The following is an 18594-nucleotide window of genomic DNA, read 5'->3' as shown; positions in this document are numbered from 1 at the left end:
TGTGAAAGAATGGCTTCAGGACCTGGAAAATAAGCATAACATCACCATATATTATGCATGTGAAGCAGGAAGCCGTGCCTGGGGAACGGCTTCCGTACAATCGGATTACGATATTCGTTTTATTTACAAATACAATGATGTGCGAAGCTATTTAGCATTAAAGCCGGAACAGGAGACAATCATCCACGCCTCGCCTGCAGACTCTGCAGGCTGGGATTTGTTCAAGGCGTTCAGCCTGCTGGAAAAATCAAATCCGAGCCTTTATGAATGGGCGTATTCCCCAATCGTTTATATTGACAGGCAGGATTTTGCCAGCCGCCTCCGGAACTTCATCATTGAAGAATATTCTCCTTTTAAGCTTGCAAAGCATTATCAGGGGCTGATGATTCGGAACTTAAAAGAAACTTCGGGCAAGGAATTGACGTCCAGGAGGCAGAAGCAGCTCATCCACGCTGCAAGATCATGCCTGCTGGCAGGAATGCTTTCAAAAGAAAATAAAGCTGTGCCTTTAACTGATCTCTTCCCCGGTGTTCCTGGAGCACCGGACTTTGCGCCAATTTTGCAATACTATCATATCCTTGTTGAAGCAAAGGTCAGCGGCAGACTGATAAAGGAAAGTGAAAGGGCTGAATTGGAAGCTCATTTATTCAGGCATAAAAAGCAGCTGGATACTGCGGCGGCGCCGGCTGGAAAAAGGGAAAATACCAGGGAGAAGCTGAACCAATGGCTTTGGGAACTTCTCGATATTTAGGGGGAAATAATGGGGAATTCATTCCATGCATGTGCAACCTGCATTCATTTCCAGGCAGAGAGGGCCGGCGGGAAAATGGAGTACCGGTGCAGGCGGCTCGGCTTTGATACATTGCCGCATTACCAATTCAATTGCTGGGATCCAAAAGAAAACGTCAGGAAACTGATGAAAAAAAGGGAAGGGGGAACAGAAAATGAAATGGGTCAAAGAAATTAATGAGGTGATAGAAGGGCTCAGCAGCGGAGACGTCCGGTTCTGTGATTGCCGGTTCAGCCTGGGAGAGCCGCAGGAAGGGGAACAGGCCTATCTTGAAGAGCATATCCCGGGCGCTGTTTATTTTCATTTGGAAAAGGACCTTTCCGGACAAGTGTCAGAGCATGGCGGAAGACACCCCCTCCCTGATATGAATGAATTCAAGGGAAAACTGGAACGGGCCGGAATCTCCAATCATACGGCTGTCATTGCATATGATGGCGGAGAAGGGGCATTTGCTGCAAGATTATGGTGGCTGCTGAAATATGCCGGCCATGAAAAAGTCTATGTCCTGAATGGCGGCTTCAGGGAATGGAAGAAGGAAGGACAGCCTGTGACAAAAGAAATTACCCACATTGCGAAAGGTGAATATAACTTAAGCCTGAATGCCGATATACTGGCAGATACAGAAGAGGTAAAAAAGGTTTCCGGGGCTGAAAGCAAGAAAACCTTGATAGATTCGCGTGAGAAAAAACGCTATCTTGGAATAGAGGAGCCTATTGATAAAAAAGCCGGCCATATCCCCGGAGCCGTTAATTATCCATGGACATACGGATTTGATAGCGGAAAATACAGAATTGCAGAAGAACAAAGAAAAAGGTTCAGCAGCACCAGTCCGGAAGATCCTGTCATTGTTTATTGCGGTTCAGGCGTCACGGCTGCCCCTAACTTCATTGCTTTAAAGGAAGCAGGCTATGAAAATGTAAAGCTGTATATCGGCAGCTTCAGCGACTGGATTTCCTATCCGGAGAATCTAGTGGCTCAGGAAGCAGTAAATAAAAAAATCCCTTAAAAGGGATTTTTTTACTTTTTCTTCTATTGTATAATTGGGAAGGTTCTGAAACTTTAATAGGGGGATCTTTTTTCATGAGTACAGGCTATACTATTACAAAAAAGAGAAAAACGGAAAAGAGCCAAATCTTTGTTTCGTTGGCGATCATCTTGATATTGTCGTCATTTTTTGTCCCGATCTTCATCCTGATACCTCTGCAGGAAATCCTATTTTCACCGTCGGGGGAATGGTTTTTTGAACCTTTGAGGGCTGCTTATGGCGTTTTCATCGCCGGCCTTCTGCTGATTGCAGCCATATGCATAACTGCAGCTGTACTGCTTAGCAAGCAGAGAATGACAACAGGAGTGAAAGGGTTATTGGCAGTCAGTGCTGTTATTGGAGTGCTGTTCATCCTGCTTAGTACAGATGGCTATCATTATGCAGACCAGAACGGCATAACAATCGACCCTATTTTTTCACTGAAGGAAAAAACGTACACATGGGATGAAGTGGCAGCTGCAGAGCAGACAGCCAAACTATCAGGCGGAATAGCAACTGATGACAAATTCATTGTGACCTTCAAAGATGGAAAGAAATATTCCATGGTTCTGAATAACAATGTAGTCAAAGCAAGGGTCGCCATGCAGTATGTACTTAAAGAAAAGGGAATAGAGATTGTTAAGAAAGATCCTCCGGCAGAGTAATGGAGCTGAAAGCGGAGAGGCCTGACCAGGGCCTTTTTTCCGTTAAAGGACCCTAAATCTTTACAGGAAAGCCATGCTTTCATTCATGTTATAATAGAGAAATATGAAAAGAGAAAAGGGGCTGTACAAAATGAATGAAAATAAACCTTCGCTGCTGCTTGTTGATGGCATGGCACTGTTATTCAGGGCATTCTTTGCTACTGCTGTCACCGGCCAGTTTATGATAAATTCAAAAGGGGTTCCGACTAATGCGATTCAGGGATTCCTGAAGCATTTTTTTACGGCCGTATCATCCTTTAAGCCAACACATGTGGCTGTTTGCTGGGATATGGGCAGCAAAACCTTCAGGACTGAAATGTTCAGCGATTATAAAGCAAACCGCTCGGAAGCTCCGATCGAACTGCTTCCACAGTTTGATCTGGTCAAAGAAGCTGTAGAAGCTCTGGATATCCCCAATATCGGGCTGGCTGGTTTTGAAGCCGATGACTGCATCGGCACGATTGCGAAAAAGCTTCAGCCGGAGGCCAGGGTTGCAATCCTGACGGGCGACCAGGATATTTTGCAGCTCCTTGACCAAGATATTTCGGTCATCCTGCTTAAAAAAGGCTTTGGCAATTATCTTGTCCATACAGCAGACACATTTTATGAAGAAAAAGGGATTATGCCAAGGCAGATGATCGACCTCAAAGCTTTTATGGGAGATCCAAGCGATAACTATCCTGGTGTTAAAGGAATCGGCGAAAAGACAGCATTAAAGCTTTTGCAGCAGTTCGAACATGTGGATGGCGTCATCGAGAATCTCGATAAGCTCACAAAAGCGCAGAAAGCAAAGATCGAAGAGGGGCTGGAAATGCTCCATCTAAGCAGGCAGCTGGCAGAGATTAAATGCGATGTTCCAGTCGAATGCGTACTGGAAGATGCTGTTTATAAAATCAATCGCCAGAAGGCAATGGAAAAGTTCAGTGAACTGGAATTAAGGGGGCTGTACAGGCATCTCGAAAAGCTTGAGGAAAGCAAAAGCTTAGCCTGAGTTCAGCATTATACAAGAATGGAGGAGCTGCTACAGCTGCAGCTCCTTTTGCTGTTATTTCGTGTTTTTCTTTTTTGCAGCATTCTCCAGCTTGCTTTTGGGCTCTTCAGCAAACTCGGCATCCTGTCCGTAGCCTTGGGGATTAACGCCAGGGGCTTTTTTCCCTCTGTTGGCATGGCCGTTTTTACTCATGTGTTCACCTCCGGAAAAGTGATGCAGCTGCTGATTTCTGCACCTGCAGCTTTAGTATTTGCCAAACGAATATTTAAACCCGCTCATCTTCACAATATAAAATGAGGTGATGGCCATTGAATAAAGGAGTCATTGTAGCATTGCTCAGCATCTTTCTTGCCCAGGGCATGAAAATACCGCTCCACTTTTTTAAAAAAAGGGAATGGAAGCCGGGTTTGTTCTTTCAGACAGGCGGGATGCCGAGCTCCCATTCAGCGGGAGTGTCTTCCCTGACTACGTTCATCGCCCTGAAACGCGGGCTGCCGACAATTGATTTTGCTCTATCTCTTGTGTTCGGCCTGATTGTCATGTACGATGCCCAGGGAATTCGGAGGCAGACGGGCGAGCTGACCTTGAAGGTTAACTCTATGGAAGAGCTGATGGATAAAGTCCACAAAGACGAAGCTGTTGAATTCAGTGAAGAAAAACCGAAAAAGCTTAAAGAAATGCTCGGGCATCAGCCTCAGGAAGTGCTTGGAGGCGCCCTGCTTGGAATCCTGACCGGTTCGGCAGGCTATCTGCTTTCAAAAAAGGATAGAAAATTGTCGAAATTTAAGGTAAAATTTAGAAGATAGGATGACAAGATTCAGGGAGCTGCAGCATATTGAAAACAGTTGAAGAATATTTGAATCACCTTGAAAGCAAAGGCTTTCAATTCCGTGAGGACGCAAAAGGGTTTGTATACTTTGGCAAGCAATATACGAATGCCTCGGATGAACTGGCGAATGCCGCTATCGAAATAACATTAAAAGCACAAAAAGCCTTTGATGGGAGCTTTTATGTGTCCCTGCTGGAAATGCTGATAGCAAATGGGATCACGACCCGCAAAGAAGCGCTCCATTTCATCAAACAAAAAGAGCTTTTGGCTATATAAGCCAGAAGGGAGGCCGAGGCCTCCCTTCTTTTTTAACTAATGGTACTTAGCTGGTGCAGCTGTAGAGACGAAAAGCCCTGGCAAGTGCCAGGGCTTTTCGTCTCTATATCCGGCATTCAGCTGGCCTTTTTGCTGTTTTCTTTATTAGGCCGATTTTTGCTCAGAAGCCACTGCTTTTTTTTCCTTCCTTGAAGGCATTTCTGCATAGACCATCCCCGCAAAAATCAAGCCGCATCCAGCAAGTGCTGAAATTGTAAGGCGGTCCCCTGCCCAGAAATAGCCGGCTGCAGCTGCAAAGACTGGCTCCATTGCAAATATAAGCGCCACTCTAGTGGGAGTGGTGAATTTCTGGAAGGCAGTTTGTGCCAAAAAGGCAAGAGCTGTGGCAAATATGGAAGTCACCAGCAAAGCTGTAACAACATTTCCTTCGAGGATGATATCAGGATTAAGGGCTGACTGCCAATCCTCGAATAAAATAGCAGAAACACTTGAAAGACCTGCCACAGTCAAAATTTGCACAACAGTCAAAAGAAGGGCCGGATGGTGTTTGCTGAAATTGCCGGTGAAAATGATATGAAGGGCAAATCCTGCAGCACAGACAAGAGTCAGCATATCCCCTTTATTCAGGGAAGATGCGTCTGTCATGGCAAGCAGATAGAGGCCGGCAGCCGCAGCTGCCACTCCGATGATACTGTTGCCGCCTGGCTTAATTTTCAAAAGAGCAAATGCCAATAAAGGGACCATGACTACACTTAAGCCTGTAATGAAGCCTGCTTTTGAAGAGGTTGTATAAAGAAGGCCGGCTGTCTGGAACGCATATCCTGCAAACAGCCAAAGGCCTATAAATATGCCGGAGGACACCAGCTTCCAATTGAGATGGACCAGCTGCTCCCGTTTAAAAATAAAGAGCCACACCGCAAGAAGCGCCCCGGCGATAAAAAAACGGATCGCATTAAAAGTGAAAGGCTCCAGAAAAGAAATGGCATTCTGGACCAGCACAAACGTCGCACCCCAAACGAGTGCGACCAGAAGAAGAGAGATATCTGCTAGGGATCGTGACTGTATCATCCGGCGGTCCCTTCTTTCCCATTGCCGCGGACTGCTTTCCTGGCCAGTTCATCTGCTGTTTTATTTTCACTGCTTGGAATCCACTTCATAAAGAAAAGGTCGAACTGCCTGGATAGGCCCAGAGCTTTTTCAAGCAGGCCGCTGTAAAGGGGGTTCTTGACGAATTCCTTCTCGACTGCTGCATTAACAAGCTGGGAATCTGTCCGAAAAGAAACGGTCCTGTAGCCATTTTCCAGGCAAATTTCCAGTGCGCGGATGAAAGCATGATATTCTGCCTCATGGTTGCTCATCTCGCCGAGCGGTATGCTATGGCGTTCAACAGAACCTCCAGCCTTGATGAAAATCCCGGCGCCGCTTGGTCCCGGGTTGCCGGCGCTTGCACCGTCGATATATACTTCGATCATCGCAAATCCTCCATATTAAAGAATAACCTTGCTTATCCTGGATGAGAACGGGTAACACTATATGTAAGTTTATCACAGAAACGGCTTTTTCTTATCACCGAGAATGCAAAAAAAAGAGTGCCGCGGCACTCTCTTCATTCTATTGATCAACAGCTGTTTGCGCCTTGCTTTTTTTATGCATTTTCTTGGCAAGATATCCAAAAGGCGTATCCAGGATGGCAACGATGAATTTCAGCAGGTAAGTTGTAATGAATATCTGGATCCATTCATTGAATGGAAAGACCCCTGCAAAAGCAATCCCGGTAAAAACGAGTGTATCAATAAATTGGCTGATGATCGTACTCCCGTTATTTCTGATCCAAAATTGATTGTCTTTAGGGAACTTCCTTTTCAGGAATTGAAAAATGTATACATCCAGGAACTGGCTTGCAAGATAAGCTGCAAGGCTTCCCAGCGCTATTTGCGGAAGAAACGAGAAAATCGTACTTAATGCACCTTGTGCCATATCGATTTCATGAGGCTGGAAAAGCAGCACCATCTGCATGATCACTGTCATGGACAGAAGTGTCAAAAATCCAAGCCAGACCGCTTTTTTTGCCTCTTCTTTACCGTACTTTTCGTTCAGGATGTCCGTGACAAGGAAGGCGGTGCCATACATGGCATTTCCGAGGGTTGCAGTCATCCCGAATATTTCAATTGTTTTAATGACCTGCAGATTGGCAAGTACAGTAGAAAGGCCAATCCAGACAAAAAGTCCGGTTTTGCCGAAAATGCGGTAAAATAGTAGTACGAAAGCAAAATTAACTAAAGCAAAAATGAAGCCAAACCATTCGTTAAACATAAGATCCTCCTAGTTTTGATAGTGCGGGAAGTTGCGAACCGCCATATATTTAATTGTCCTTGACCATTATAGCGTGAATATAGAAGGAAAGACACATCTTAGTAAAAGTGAAAGTTTTAGCAATTTTGTGATACTTGTGCCCTGCTTGGAATAGGCTAAACAAATACTTGATACAGAAGCGAAAGGCGGATACTATGAAATACAAGTTAGAGTGGCTCTACAGGCTCAAAGGAACAGACGGAATCCGGTTCACCTCTGACTGGATGGACGGGGAAACTGCGCTGGAACTTGGCGGAGACCTCGAAAAGGGAGGAAAGGCCCTGGATCTTGAGTTTTTCGATGAGATGGGGACCGGCTGGTCCTTAAAGGAAATGAGGAAGCTGCTGGCTGAAGTGGAAGCCGAGCCTCATGATATAACAATATACTTTGATGGCGGATTCAATAAAGATACCTATCAGGCGGGACTGGGAGCAGTCATTTATTATAAGCAGGGGAAAAAGAAATTCCGCATCCGGGCAAATGAAAAAATCAGCGAAATGGATACAAATAACGAAGCTGAGTACGCCGCGATGCATTATGCTGTTACACTGCTGGAAGAAATGGGAGCGCATCATATGACATGCCGTTTCCTGGGTGATTCACAGGTCGTGCTTAAGCAGCTTGAGGGAGAATGGCCTTGTTATGAAGAAAGTTTGAACAGATGGCTTGACCGGATTGAAGAAAAAATAAACAAGCTGGGAATTGAGCCGAAATATGAGCCAATACCGAGATCAGAGAATAAAGAAGCAGATAAGCTGGCCAGCCAGGCGCTGGAAGGAAAGCTGATCAACAGCAAAATGCAGATCATCTAAAGGCTGGAATAACTGTTTTCTGCAGAGGAAAGGAAGGAAAGAGTTGGAACGGAAGGATATTTATAAAGAAACAGAAGAGCTTATGGAACAGTACTGTAAAGGCTGCTTTCTCCACAAGCATCACAAGGAAGAAAAAGGGAAGAGGTTCGCTCACCGATTTTGCATAACTCAATGCACAATCGGGGAAAAAATAAAAAAATGCGGCAGCAGACTGTCCTAATAACAGTCTGCTGCCGCTTTCATTTACCTATGTAAAAAAGGCTGGCAATATGCCACCCTTTTTTAATTGGCCCCCAATGGTCCAATTATCTATAAGTGCTGATTAAAGTTTTACAACATTAGCTGCTTGAGGTCCGCGGTTTCCTTCAACGATTTCGAAAGAAACTTCCTGGCCTTCTTCCAAAGACTTGAAGCCGTCGCCTTGGATAGCAGTGAAGTGAACGAACACATCGTCTCCGCCTTCAACTTCGATAAAACCAAAACCTTTTTCGTTATTGAACCATTTAACTTTACCGTTTTGCATGTGAACTTTTCCTCCTAAGCCTTTCAAGACACAGAGTGTGTCGAAATAAATATTATCATTAGCAGAATAATTAACCCATTCTGGAAAAATCAGAAAATTATTCTGTTAAATGATGTCTATAATATACACGAAGGAAAATTTCCAGTCAAGGAATAATGCAGAATTTTTACAATAATCTCTGGAATTTTTTGAATCTTTTATATTTATAGAAAAAATCACAAAAAATGATAGGTGACGTTTCCTGTTTTTGTTAAAATTTAAGCTGTAAAATAGTTCTGCATGCGGGGTGAGATGGTGAGAAACTTTAAGGAACCCGGCAGGGAGAAGCCTTTATCTTCAGCAGAAATCGATCGGCTCCTTTTCCAGCTGAAAAGAGACAGGCAAGGCCCTCCGGGAATGGATTCAGGCCGGATGAGCGATGGGGAAGGCGGAAAGAATGCTGCCGTGCTGATCGATGATGCGGTGAGGCAGGTGGAGGATATATTTGCCGGAGTAAGATTAGGGAATGGGGTCGGAATAACTGCAATCAAAACAGATATATTGCCTGCCATCCGGACACTTGCGGAGATTCCCGGAGTGCCTCATTTTTTCCATCTGCTCGACCGAAAAGACAGATATACTTCCAGCCATGCTGTATGTGTCAGTATGATAGCCGGGATGATCGGGCGCTGGCTTGGTATTGGCGGAGCCCTGATGGAGGATTTGCTTCTTGGATCCATCCTTCATGATATTGGTAAAATTAAGATTCCAGATGCAATTCTCTCAAAACCCGGAAAGCTTACCCTATCAGAATATGAAGAAATGAAACTTCATTCTGTGTATGGATATGAAATGGTGAGGGATTTGGAAGATGTCAGCCCCAAAGCGGCCCTTATTGTTCTGCAGCATCATGAAAGAGAAGACGGAAGGGGATACCCCCTTGGCCTGAAAGGCAGGGAAATAGAGCAGCTAGCTAAAATTACAGCCATTGCAGATGTTTTCCATGCCATGTCGTCTGCACGCATTTACCATGATGCCCTGCCTTTTTACCAGGTCATGCGCAAAATGAAGGATGGCGCTTTCGGTTCATTTGAACCTGGTTTTATGCTCATTTTCATCCAAAAGCTGATGAACAGCCTGGCAGGATCGATGGTCAGGCTGACAGACCAGTCAGAGGGCAGGATCCTGCTGGTCCACCCGTATGATCCTTTATCCGCACTTGTGCAGACAGAAGACCGCCTCATTGACTTAAGATACAGCAGGGAGCTGCAAATCGAACGGATATTATGAATAAGAGAGATTGCTTGTCATTTTCAGCCTTTTTTCTCATAAATTATAAAAACAGCCGACTTCATCCTTAATAATGTTGAAACGGCTGAAAAACAAAGAAAAAGGTGAGAAGATGTTCAGGTTCTTAATAGGGAATGAGGAATGGATATTAAGATTCTCTCCGAATATCGAGCTGGATTCTGAAATCAAACAGGCTATCTACAGTTCGCTCATACAGCTTGGCGAAACCTTTGTGCAAAGTTCACACGGCGATTCATTTTCTATCATAGATGAACAAATCGGCATGATCATTTTTACTCTCGAGAAAATTCCGTCCCTGATCCTTACTGTATCCCATGTAGTTCCAAAAGAAAGATGGTATACCCAGTGCAATCTGTCTATAAAGCCATATCAACCATAAACCGGCGCAGCCGGTTTATTTTTTTTGCCGAATAGATTGACAAATTTTACACTGAGGTTAAAATGTTTACCGAAGGAAACTTTTATGTTTTTGTTTAATATTTATAGTTGTATATAAAAAGTGTGCACATCACTAAAAGTGGCGCATACAATTTAGGACTGAGGATGAAGAAAAAAAGAAGGAAGAGGTGTTCAAGTTGAAAAAATGGATGATGTTAGTATTTGCTTTTAGCCTGATGGTGCTGGGAGGATGCTCCGGTAAGACTGCTGAAAGTGAAGGAGATGGAGAGAAGCTTTATGTCACTACAACGATTGGGCAGATAGCCGATGCTGTGAAAATAATAGCGGGGGATAAGGCGGAGGTGCATAGTTTGATGGGGCCTGGCACAGATCCCCACCTTTATAAAGCAACACAGGGAGATATGGAGAAACTTCAAAAAGCTGACATCATTTTTTACAGCGGTCTGCACCTGGAAGGAAAGATGCTCGGTATCTTTGAGAAAATGAATGAACAGAAGCCAACATATGCCATTGCTGAATCTATAGAACAAGAGAAGCTCTTGGCTGCAGATGGGAACAATGCCCATGACCCCCACGTATGGTTCGATATCGATCTATGGAAAACCGCTCTCAAAAAGACAGAAGAAGGACTGATTAAGGCAGATCCTGATAATGAACAATACTACCGGGAAAATGCAGATACTTATTTTGCAGAAATGGATGAATTAAAACGATATGCTGAAAAGGAAATGGCAGGGATTCCGGAAGAACAGAGGGTGCTGGTTACGGCCCATGATGCTTTTGGGTATTTCGGAAGAGCATACGATATGGAAGTAATGGGCCTTCAGGGATTGAGCACTGATGCCGAATACGGACTCGGCGATGTTCAGGCCCTTGTTGATGCACTGGTCTCGCGCAATATAAAGGCAGTTTTCATAGAATCAAGCATCTCGGAAAGGTCCATCAACGCGGTCATTGAAGGCGCAAAGGAAAAAGGCCATACCGTTTCCATCGGAGGAGAGCTGTTCTCTGACGCAATGGGAGAGGAAGGAACAGAGGAAGGAACTTATCTGGGGATGTACAGGCACAATGTCAATACCATTTCAAAAGCGCTGAAATAGGGGGGAAAGCCATGAATCCAGTAGAAATAAAAAATCTGACAGTCGCATATCAAAAGAAGCCGGTTCTGACAGAAGTAAGCTTTTCAGTTGGGGAAGGAAGTCTGGTGGGAATCATCGGGCCGAATGGAGCCGGAAAATCTACGCTTATTAAAGCCATACTGGGCCTGATTCCGAGAGCCTCAGGGGAGATAAAGGTTTACGGCAGAGAATATCGGCCCAAAGACAGGCTCGTTGGATATGTGCCGCAAAGGGGTACAGTCGATTGGGATTTTCCTACGAATGCGCTTGATGTTGTCCTTATGGGGCGATACGGCCATGTCGGCTGGTTCAGGCGTCCAAAAAAAGCCGATGTGGATGCAGCACGGGAATGCCTCCGCAAAGTAGGGATGGAAGCTTTTCAGCACAGGCAGATCAGCCAGCTATCAGGAGGACAGCAGCAGCGGGTCTTCCTTGCAAGGGCACTTGCACAGGATGCAAGCGTCTATTTCATGGATGAACCATTTGTCGGGGTGGACGCCGCTACAGAAAGGGCTATCATCAGCCTGCTTAATGAATTGAAGGCCCAGGGGAAAACGGTGCTGGTCGTCCATCACGACCTGCAGACTGTAAAAGAGTATTTTGATTCTGTCATTCTGCTTAATATGAGAACCATTGCCCATGGTCCGGCTGATGAAACATTTACAATGGAGAACCTGCACAAGACATATGGCGGCAAGCTGGCCTTTTTGGAAAAGAGCCAAGTGATGGTCGAGCAAAAGTGAGGTGCCTTATATGAGTGAATTAATGCAAATGCTGGGCAATGCGAATACACAGTGGGTCCTGTTCGGTACAATGCTTCTGGGTGTGGCAAGCGGAGTGCTTGGAAGCATAGCCCTTCTAAGAAAACAAAGCCTGATCGGGGATGCTGTTGCACATGCAGCATTGCCGGGGATATGTATTGCTTTTATGCTCACAGGAGAAAAATCTCTGCCTGCCCTTCTTATAGGAGCAGCAATCACCGGTCTGCTTGCTGCCTATTGCATCCAATTCATCACTTCCAACTCAATTCTAAAAGAGGATAGCGCGATTTGCCTGATTTTGTCTGTATTTTTCGGGTTCGGGATTGTCCTGCTGACAAAGATATCCCAATCACCTGCAGGCAACAAGAGCGGGCTGGATGATTTTATCTTTGGGCAGGCCGCTTCCATGGTAGGAGGCGATGTAAAGCTGATGGCAGGCGCTTCTGCTGTGCTCATCGTGGTAACTGCGCTGTTTTTTAAAGAGCTGAAGGTCTTGACCTTCGATCCTGATTTTGCGAGGGGGCTGGGCCTTCCTGCCGGCTGGCTGAACTTTATGTTTTTGACACTGCTGGCTGGTGCAGTTGTTATCGGGATTCAGGCAGTAGGAGTGATCCTAATGGCTGCCATGCTGATCACACCAAGCGTTGCTGCGAGGTATTGGACAGAGTCACTTGGGAAAATGGTGGTCATTTCAGGAGTATTCGGGGCTTTATCAGGAATGATTGGAACCCTTCTGAGCACGCTGGGGCAGGGGCTTGCAACAGGACCGTTCATTGTAGTTACGGCTACCGGCTTATTTCTTTTCTCTGTCCTGGCTGCCCCGCAGAGAGGACTGCTGACAAAACTGGCAAAAAGAATTGTCTTTAACAGGAAGACAAAGAGGAGCCAGGTGCTGAGGGCAATGTACAAACTGACTGAATCTGCTTACAGGGAGACTGGGAAGGAACAAATGATCATTGCTGAAAGCAGGATATCCGATGAGCTCGCTTTCTCAAAATCACATACCATGAGGCTGATGAGCGACCTGTACAAGGAGCATTTAATCGCAAGAGATTCCGGCGGCTGGATGCTTACGGACAAAGGTGTTCTCGAAGGGTATATCCTGACACTGAAAGGCCGCATAAATGAACTGTGCCTCATGCACAGTGAAGAGTTTAATGAGGACCAGAGGGAAGCGCTGGCAGAAAGGCTGATTGAAAGACCGTCTGATCCGCTTGCCAAAAGAGCGGAAGGGCTGCTTTGGCAATATAATATGATGCCGGCCCTATCACCTTTTTCCCTTTCTGAAAGGAGAGAGAATCTATGAGCTATGAATTGTGGATTTTGGCAGTAGGATCACTGGCAGGAATCACTTGTGCCATCACCGGATGCTTCCTGATATTGCGGAAGCTGTCCATGCTTGCCGATGCAATCAGCCATACCGTGCTCCTTGGAATCGTCCTTGCTTTTCTGATCAGCCAAAGCATGAACGGATTTTACATGCTCCTTGGAGCAGCGGCAACCGGTCTGGCAACAGCCTTCCTTGTCCAGACCTTTAACAGCAGCGGGGTGCAGGAGGATGCTTCAATCGGTGTTGTGTTCACCTTCCTGTTTGCTGCAGGAGTAATACTGCTCTCGCTTTTTGCAGAAAATGTCCACCTGGATGTCGACCATGCATTGATGGGAGAGATTGCTTTTGTTCCCTGGGATGTCGCCCAGATTGGAATGCTTCCTGAAGTCCCGAAAGCCTTTCTGATGCTTGTGGGTGTCCTGCTGTTTAATCTGCTGCTGATCGGATTATTCTATAAGGAATTCAAAATTACATCTTTTGATCCCCAGATGGCAGCAGCGATTGGGATTCCGGTCCTGTTCATCCATTACCTGCTGATGGGGATGGTATCGATTACGACTGTAGCTTCTTTTGACAGCGTCGGAGCAGTCCTTGTCGTTGCTATGCTGATTGCGCCTGGAGCATCTGCATACCTGCTGACAGACAGGCTTGGAGCCATGCTTATATATAGTGCTTTGATCGGAGCGGCTGCGGCTATCGGCGGGTATTTCGCCGCCAGCTGGCTGAATGCCTCCATTTCGGGAAGCATGGCAGCTGCCAATGGAATAATTTTTGCCCTGGTTTTCCTGTTTTCGCCTTCAAAAGGCTTTATAATGAAAAAACGGAACAGCATGCGTGTCCATACAGCAGAATGATGACGCTGCAAAGATCCTTGGTTTGCAAGGAGCTTTAAAGAAAGAAAGTTTAATAGTATAATAGAAGAAGCGCCGGGAAGGGCGCTTTTTTCTTCTGCCTTAAGTTATGTGCACACCAGCTTCCTCAAGGCCCTCATCCCCCTTAGAAACTCCCCATTAAAATCAATTCTGAAAAAAGTGCCTGGTCCAATCTGGCAGGAGCTAAATGGTGCCGGAAAAGCCTGAAATCATGTATAATCTTTTTTTCGGGCCCTGCTGCCGTTTGGGTAAAGCAGCAAAATAATCAAGTCGGACTTGCGCAGTCCCGAGCTAGGAGAATGAATATGAAGCTGATTATTGCAGAGAAGCCTGATCAGGGAATGAAGCTTGCCGCCCCATTTTCATTTAAGAAAAAAGAAGGCTATCTGGAAATTTCGCCGAACCACCTGTTCCCTGATGGTGCTTTCATGACTTGGGCCATCGGTCATTTATGTGAACTCGTTCCCCCAGAGGAATATGATCCTAAATGGAAAAAGTGGTCGCTGAGCACTCTGCCGATACTCCCGGAGCAGTTTAAGCACCGTGTATCCAAGTCAAAGTGGAAGCAATTTAAAGTCATTAAACAACTGGTACACCGTAAAGAAGTCAATGAAATCATCATCGCGGGTGATGCAGAAAGAGAAGGGGAAGCAATTATCCGAGTCATTCTGACCCAATGCGGCAGCAGAAAGCCGATGAAACGGCTATGGATTTCATCGCTCACCGCCAAATCTGTAACAAATGGCTTTGCCAATCTCCTCGATGAGTCGAAAACTAGAAATATATATTATGAGGCGCTAAGCAGGGCATGTGCCGACTGGCTTGTCGGCATGAATGCTTCCAGGGCATACACCCTTCTGCTCCAGCAAAAAGGGATTCAGGATGTGTTTTCAACCGGAAGGGTCCAGACCCCGACCCTTGCACTGATTGTAAAAAGAGAGAAAGAAATCGAGAACTTTAAGTCAGAGCCTTTCTGGGAAGTCATGGCTACTTTCAATATGGAAGGGAAGACGTATAGAGGGAAATGGCATAAAGATGGGAATTCCCGTCTCGATAATGAGGGCATGGCCAGGAAAATCCAGCAGTTTGCAGCAGGAAAGAACGCCAGGATTGAATCGATCGATAAAGAGAGGAAGGAATTCCTGCCTCCTTATTTATTCAATCTCTCGTCCCTGCAGGCCGAAGCGAATAAACTTTACAAATATTCCCCGCAAAAAACATTGGAAATCGCCCAGAAGCTTTATGTAAAAGGTATTATTTCGTACCCTCGCTCTGACTCAAGCTTTGTCACTAAAGAGGAAGCGGGGGCATTTCCGGAAACGCTGGAAAAGCTTTCAAGAATGGATGCTTTTAAAGCCTTTTTTCCGCTTCCTGTTTCATCCATACTAGATAATAAGAGATTTGTGAATGAAAAGAAAGTGACAGACCACTATGCCATCATTCCTACAGAACAGGCAGTTGATCCGGCGAAAATGGGTGCTGATGAAGCAAGGATATATGAGCTGATTGTAAAAAGGCTGATTGCCGCCCATTATGAAAAAGCCATCTTTGATTACACGACTATCCATACACTGGCGGACGAGAGGGCTGCCTTCCTTTCAAAAGGCAAGGAACTGATCCAGAAGGGCTGGAGGAAGGTCCTGTACAGCCAAAAGAAGAGTGCAGCAAAAGATGAAGATGAGCAGGATCTTCCGTCCCTGAAATCCGGCGAAAGAGGGATTGTGCAGGATACTGAAGTTAAGGAAAGCAAGACGCAGCCGCCAAAGCGGTACACAGAGGGGCAGCTTATCACCTTGATGAAAACCGCAGGTAAGCATTTGGAGGATTCTGATCTGGTTAAAGTAATGAACCAGACTGAAGGGCTTGGCACTGAAGCGACGCGTGCGGGTATCATTGGGATTCTTAAGGACCGGATGTATATTGATGTCCGCAAGAACCAGGTGTATGCGACAAACAAAGGTAAGCTTTTGATTGATTCAATCGGAGAAAGTGTGCTGGGATCCCCTGAAATGACCGCCAAATGGGAGCAGCGCCTGAATGAAATCGGTGAGGGGGCAGCATCGCCCAAAGAATTCATGGAGCAGGCGAAGAAGCTGTCAACCAAGTTAATTAATGATGCGACAGAACAGAGTGCCCAGTGGAGCTTTGATGGATATGACCTGGAGGAATTTAAGGATAGAAGGCCAGGGAAGAAAGGGAAAAGGGGCGGTACTGGGACGAAGGTCGGCAAATGCAAGCTTTGCGGCGGCGATGTTGTCGACAAAGGAACCTTTTATGGCTGTGCGAATTATAAAGCTTCTGACTGCCGTTTCACCATATCCAAAAAAGTGCTTGGGAAAACTGTAAGCCAGGCAAATGTCCGCAAGCTTTTGAAAGATGGGCAGACGGATCTTATCAAAGGGTTTAAAAAAGGCGAAAAGGAATTTCAGGCCAGGCTCGAATGGGGAGAAGGCAGGCTGAATTTCGTCTTTGAAAACAGCATAAAACAGAAATAAATGCAGGGGAGGAGCATAAGCTTCTCCCTGGTGTTTCGCTTGACTGACTTGTTTGTCCTCTCCATCTATAGTAAAATTTTTATTGGACAATTTTTACTGGGCTGCAATATGGACCTTTCTGTTTGCAGGAAAGCATAGCCCTTTGGAAAATTTTTCAACAGAAAACAGCAATGAAGCTGAAACCGGGTGCAGATTTCTGTCCGGCAAAAAGCTGGTTTTAATACTTAGGAGGTTATCGGATGCCTACTCCAAGCATGGAAGATTATATAGAACAAATATACATACTGATAGAAGATAAAGGTTATGCACGTGTATCCGATATCGCCGAAGCTTTGTCCGTCCATCCATCTTCAGTTACTAAGATGGTGCAGAAGCTGGATAAAGATGAATATCTTGTTTATGAAAAATACAGAGGGCTGATCTTGACTCCAAAAGGCAAAAAGATCGGCAAAAGGCTTGTATACCGTCATGAACTTCTGGAACAGCTGTTAAGGATCATCGGCGTGAAAGAAGAGAATATTTATGAAGATGTAGAGGGAATAGAGCATCATTTAAGCTGGGATGCAATTGACCGGGTGGGTGACCTTGTCCAGTTCTTTGAAGAAGATAAGGGGAGAGTGGATTCCCTCCGCGAAATCGCCAGGAAAAATGAGCAGACTGAAGGATGAAGACAAAAGTGGCAAGGTATGAGAGTATACCTTGCCGCTTTTTTTTCTTTATCAGCAGTGTTATAAGGTTTTGCTTATAAATGGAGTCTGTTGATTTCCGTTCCAGGCACTTCGCTTTCCGCGGGGCGGCGCTGAGCCTCCTCGTCGTACCTCCTGCGGGGTCTCAGCTCTGCCGCTGCAATCCCGCAGGAGTCTGCGTGCCTTCCACTCCAATCAACAGGGCTTTAGAATTGAATTTCCATTAAATCTCTATTACCACAAATTCTCTCCACAAACCTAGTGAAGATACTGATACTTCGTTTGTTTCTGCTTCATGATTCTCACATCTCTATGTCATTTGTTTTACTAGCTAAAAGCTCGGAAAATCATCTAAAAGATTCACTGTATTAACATCTGCATCCACTAAGCTGTGTTCCGGGCCAGTAAGCTCAATGATCCCTTCCTCTGCTTCCATCAATGCTTTTCTGAACGATATGATGCGCCCTCCTGATGTCTGGAAAGACATAATCTCTCCCAGGTGGTTTCTTTGGACAGCTATTAATTTTTCCGGCTGCATGTAAAGCCCCTCCTTTAATTTCCTTAGTACAAAGGATTACCAGCCGTCCTTATAGAAATACAAGAATGAAACCTTTTTTGAATATATACGTAATTAAAGTGAGGGATCATCAGATGGAATTTAATTGGGCCTCTGAAGCGGAAAGGCTTTGGGATGAGAAATCCGGCTCCTGGAGCCGGCAGAGCAGGGAAATGTGGGAATCAGGCAGCCGGAAAGACATTGCAGGCTTTTTCAGCGGGCATGTCCCTGCGGGTTCTTCGGTATGCGACCTTGGCTGCGGCGATGGCTACGGCACTCTGAAGCTTGCCAGTGCGGGCTATAAAGTAACAGGTGCAGATGTTTCAGAGGAAATGATACATAAAGCCATCAAGGTAAATGAAGAAAATGATGCAAGTTTTATTAAAACCGATATTGCGTCTTTGGATGTTCCTGATGATGCTTTTGATGCAGTGCTGGCCATTAATTCGCTTGAATGGACTGAAAGCCCCCTGGCAGTACTCCGGGAAATGCAGAGGGTGGTCAGGCCGGGAGGGTATGGGTGCGTCGGCATTTTAGGCCCCACCGCGAAGCCCCGGGAAAACAGCTATGAAAGGCTTTACGGCAAGAAAGCTGTCTGCAATACAATGATGCCATGGGAATTTGCAAGGCTTGCTGCTGAAAATGGATGGAGCAGGACAGCCGGGTTGGGTGTTTATAAAAGGAGTGCAGAACAGATTCCCAAAGCCTCCTTAACAGAAGAACTGCAGCAGACATTATCTTTTATGTGGGTATTCATGATCAAAAATGATAAATAAGAGGAGAGTA

The 18594-nt window shown here is 45.5% G+C and carries 24 protein-coding genes; 18 read left to right on the top strand and 6 right to left on the bottom strand.

Annotation, left to right across the window (positions count from 1 at the left end; genetic code table 11):
• Position 1: 1 nt before the first annotated feature.
• The 5 genes from ACQCVH_RS21420 (at position 2) to ACQCVH_RS21400 (ending at position 3509) form a co-directional block, all read left to right on the top strand.
• A complete protein-coding gene (locus ACQCVH_RS21420) occupies positions 2 to 751 on the top strand; it encodes a nucleotidyltransferase domain-containing protein (RefSeq protein WP_426837618.1) in 750 nt (249 codons plus the stop codon).
• A 9-nt stretch (positions 752 to 760) separates the two neighbouring features.
• Entirely contained in the window at positions 761 to 967 is a 207-nt protein-coding gene (locus ACQCVH_RS21415; RefSeq protein WP_426837617.1) for a hypothetical protein, read from the top strand.
• Positions 945 to 1796 carry a sulfurtransferase gene (locus ACQCVH_RS21410; RefSeq protein ID WP_426837616.1) on the top strand — a complete coding sequence of 284 codons (852 nt, stop codon included), beginning with the start codon at positions 945 to 947 and terminating at the stop codon, positions 1794 to 1796. The genes ACQCVH_RS21415 and ACQCVH_RS21410 overlap by 23 nt, the downstream gene beginning before the upstream one ends.
• 74 nt (positions 1797 to 1870) lie before the next feature.
• Positions 1871 to 2479: a hypothetical protein gene (locus ACQCVH_RS21405; RefSeq protein ID WP_426837614.1), complete on the top strand. Its 609-nt coding sequence runs from the start codon at positions 1871 to 1873 to the stop codon at positions 2477 to 2479.
• 130 nt (positions 2480 to 2609) lie between these two features.
• Positions 2610 to 3509 carry a 5'-3' exonuclease gene (locus ACQCVH_RS21400; protein WP_426837613.1) on the top strand — a complete coding sequence of 300 codons (900 nt, stop codon included), beginning with the start codon at positions 2610 to 2612 and terminating at the stop codon, positions 3507 to 3509.
• A gap of 54 nt (positions 3510 to 3563) precedes the next feature.
• Here ACQCVH_RS21400 and sspL read toward each other — a convergent pair whose 3' ends face one another.
• Complete coding sequence (gene sspL / locus ACQCVH_RS21395) at positions 3564 to 3701, bottom strand: small, acid-soluble spore protein L (protein WP_022544111.1); 138 nt, start codon at positions 3699 to 3701, stop codon at positions 3564 to 3566.
• Between the two features lie 116 nt (positions 3702 to 3817).
• Between sspL and ACQCVH_RS21390 the strand changes: the two genes are divergently transcribed.
• Together ACQCVH_RS21390 and ACQCVH_RS21385 are read left to right on the top strand one after the other, a co-directional pair.
• Positions 3818 to 4315 (top strand): divergent PAP2 family protein, encoded by a 498-nt coding sequence (locus ACQCVH_RS21390; protein ID WP_426837611.1) that lies wholly within the window; start codon positions 3818 to 3820, stop codon positions 4313 to 4315.
• 29 nt (positions 4316 to 4344) lie between these two features.
• Positions 4345 to 4614, top strand: coding sequence for a DUF6123 family protein (locus tag ACQCVH_RS21385; RefSeq protein ID WP_257991620.1), 270 nt, complete (start codon positions 4345 to 4347; stop codon positions 4612 to 4614).
• Between the two features lie 144 nt (positions 4615 to 4758).
• On the opposite strand, the gene ACQCVH_RS21380 is transcribed toward ACQCVH_RS21385, so the two are convergent.
• The 3 genes from ACQCVH_RS21380 to ACQCVH_RS21370 form a co-directional block, all read right to left on the bottom strand.
• Entirely contained in the window at positions 4759 to 5682 is a 924-nt protein-coding gene (locus ACQCVH_RS21380; RefSeq protein ID WP_426837609.1) for a DMT family transporter, read from the bottom strand.
• Positions 5679 to 6086, bottom strand: coding sequence for a reverse transcriptase-like protein (locus ACQCVH_RS21375; protein ID WP_426837607.1), 408 nt, complete (start codon positions 6084 to 6086; stop codon positions 5679 to 5681). Before ACQCVH_RS21375 ends, ACQCVH_RS21380 begins: the two co-directional genes overlap by 4 nt.
• A gap of 139 nt (positions 6087 to 6225) precedes the next feature.
• Entirely contained in the window at positions 6226 to 6927 is a 702-nt protein-coding gene (locus ACQCVH_RS21370; RefSeq protein ID WP_426837606.1) for a queuosine precursor transporter, read from the bottom strand.
• Between the two features lie 194 nt (positions 6928 to 7121).
• Here ACQCVH_RS21370 and ACQCVH_RS21365 point away from each other — a divergent pair, with 194 nt between their 5' ends.
• Both ACQCVH_RS21365 and ACQCVH_RS21360 read left to right on the top strand, forming a co-directional pair.
• Positions 7122 to 7778: a ribonuclease H family protein gene (locus ACQCVH_RS21365; protein ID WP_426837605.1), complete on the top strand. Its 657-nt coding sequence runs from the start codon at positions 7122 to 7124 to the stop codon at positions 7776 to 7778.
• A gap of 43 nt (positions 7779 to 7821) precedes the next feature.
• Positions 7822 to 7998, top strand: coding sequence for a zinc-finger domain-containing protein (locus ACQCVH_RS21360; protein WP_426837604.1), 177 nt, complete (start codon positions 7822 to 7824; stop codon positions 7996 to 7998).
• A gap of 102 nt (positions 7999 to 8100) precedes the next feature.
• On the opposite strand, the gene cspD is transcribed toward ACQCVH_RS21360, so the two are convergent.
• Positions 8101 to 8301 (bottom strand): cold-shock protein CspD, encoded by a 201-nt coding sequence (gene cspD, locus ACQCVH_RS21355; RefSeq protein ID WP_009791749.1) that lies wholly within the window; start codon positions 8299 to 8301, stop codon positions 8101 to 8103.
• Between the two features lie 291 nt (positions 8302 to 8592).
• Here cspD and ACQCVH_RS21350 point away from each other — a divergent pair, with 291 nt between their 5' ends.
• The 8 genes from ACQCVH_RS21350 (at position 8593) to mntR (ending at position 17234) form a co-directional block, all read left to right on the top strand.
• Positions 8593 to 9570, top strand: a complete 978-nt coding sequence (locus ACQCVH_RS21350) for an HD-GYP domain-containing protein (RefSeq protein ID WP_426837603.1) — start codon at positions 8593 to 8595, stop codon at positions 9568 to 9570.
• A gap of 112 nt (positions 9571 to 9682) precedes the next feature.
• On the top strand, positions 9683 to 9970 hold the full coding sequence (locus ACQCVH_RS21345) for a hypothetical protein (RefSeq protein ID WP_426837602.1): 288 nt from the start codon (positions 9683 to 9685) through the stop codon (positions 9968 to 9970).
• Between the two features lie 196 nt (positions 9971 to 10166).
• A complete protein-coding gene (locus tag ACQCVH_RS21340; RefSeq protein WP_426837601.1) occupies positions 10167 to 11090 on the top strand; it encodes a metal ABC transporter solute-binding protein, Zn/Mn family in 924 nt (307 codons plus the stop codon).
• Positions 11091 to 11101: 11 nt separating this feature from the next.
• The gene (locus tag ACQCVH_RS21335; protein ID WP_426837600.1) at positions 11102 to 11851 is read left to right on the top strand and encodes a metal ABC transporter ATP-binding protein; all 750 of its coding nucleotides are present in this window, start codon (positions 11102 to 11104) and stop codon (positions 11849 to 11851) included.
• Positions 11852 to 11861: 10 nt separating this feature from the next.
• Entirely contained in the window at positions 11862 to 13175 is a 1314-nt protein-coding gene (locus tag ACQCVH_RS21330) for a metal ABC transporter permease (protein WP_426837599.1), read from the top strand.
• Entirely contained in the window at positions 13172 to 14053 is an 882-nt protein-coding gene (locus tag ACQCVH_RS21325) for a metal ABC transporter permease (RefSeq protein ID WP_426837597.1), read from the top strand. The genes ACQCVH_RS21330 and ACQCVH_RS21325 overlap by 4 nt, the downstream gene beginning before the upstream one ends.
• Positions 14054 to 14376: 323 nt before the next feature.
• Positions 14377 to 16566: a DNA topoisomerase III gene (locus ACQCVH_RS21320; RefSeq protein ID WP_426837596.1), complete on the top strand. Its 2190-nt coding sequence runs from the start codon at positions 14377 to 14379 to the stop codon at positions 16564 to 16566.
• A 239-nt stretch (positions 16567 to 16805) separates the two neighbouring features.
• Entirely contained in the window at positions 16806 to 17234 is a 429-nt protein-coding gene (mntR, locus tag ACQCVH_RS21315; RefSeq protein ID WP_426837595.1) for a transcriptional regulator MntR, read from the top strand.
• A gap of 349 nt (positions 17235 to 17583) precedes the next feature.
• Here mntR and ACQCVH_RS21310 read toward each other — a convergent pair whose 3' ends face one another.
• On the bottom strand, positions 17584 to 17790 hold the full coding sequence (locus tag ACQCVH_RS21310; RefSeq protein ID WP_426837594.1) for a DUF3892 domain-containing protein: 207 nt from the start codon (positions 17788 to 17790) through the stop codon (positions 17584 to 17586).
• 113 nt (positions 17791 to 17903) lie between these two features.
• Here ACQCVH_RS21310 and ACQCVH_RS21305 point away from each other — a divergent pair, with 113 nt between their 5' ends.
• Positions 17904 to 18584, top strand: a complete 681-nt coding sequence (locus tag ACQCVH_RS21305) for a class I SAM-dependent methyltransferase (RefSeq protein ID WP_426837593.1) — start codon at positions 17904 to 17906, stop codon at positions 18582 to 18584.
• Positions 18585 to 18594: the final 10 nt, after the last annotated feature.

This window comes from Bacillus infantis (genome assembly GCF_050107595.1).
GTDB classification, from domain to species: Bacteria; Bacillota; Bacilli; order Bacillales; family Cytobacillaceae; genus Bacillus_AB; species Bacillus_AB infantis_C.
This window is presented reverse-complemented; position numbering and strand designations above follow the sequence as displayed.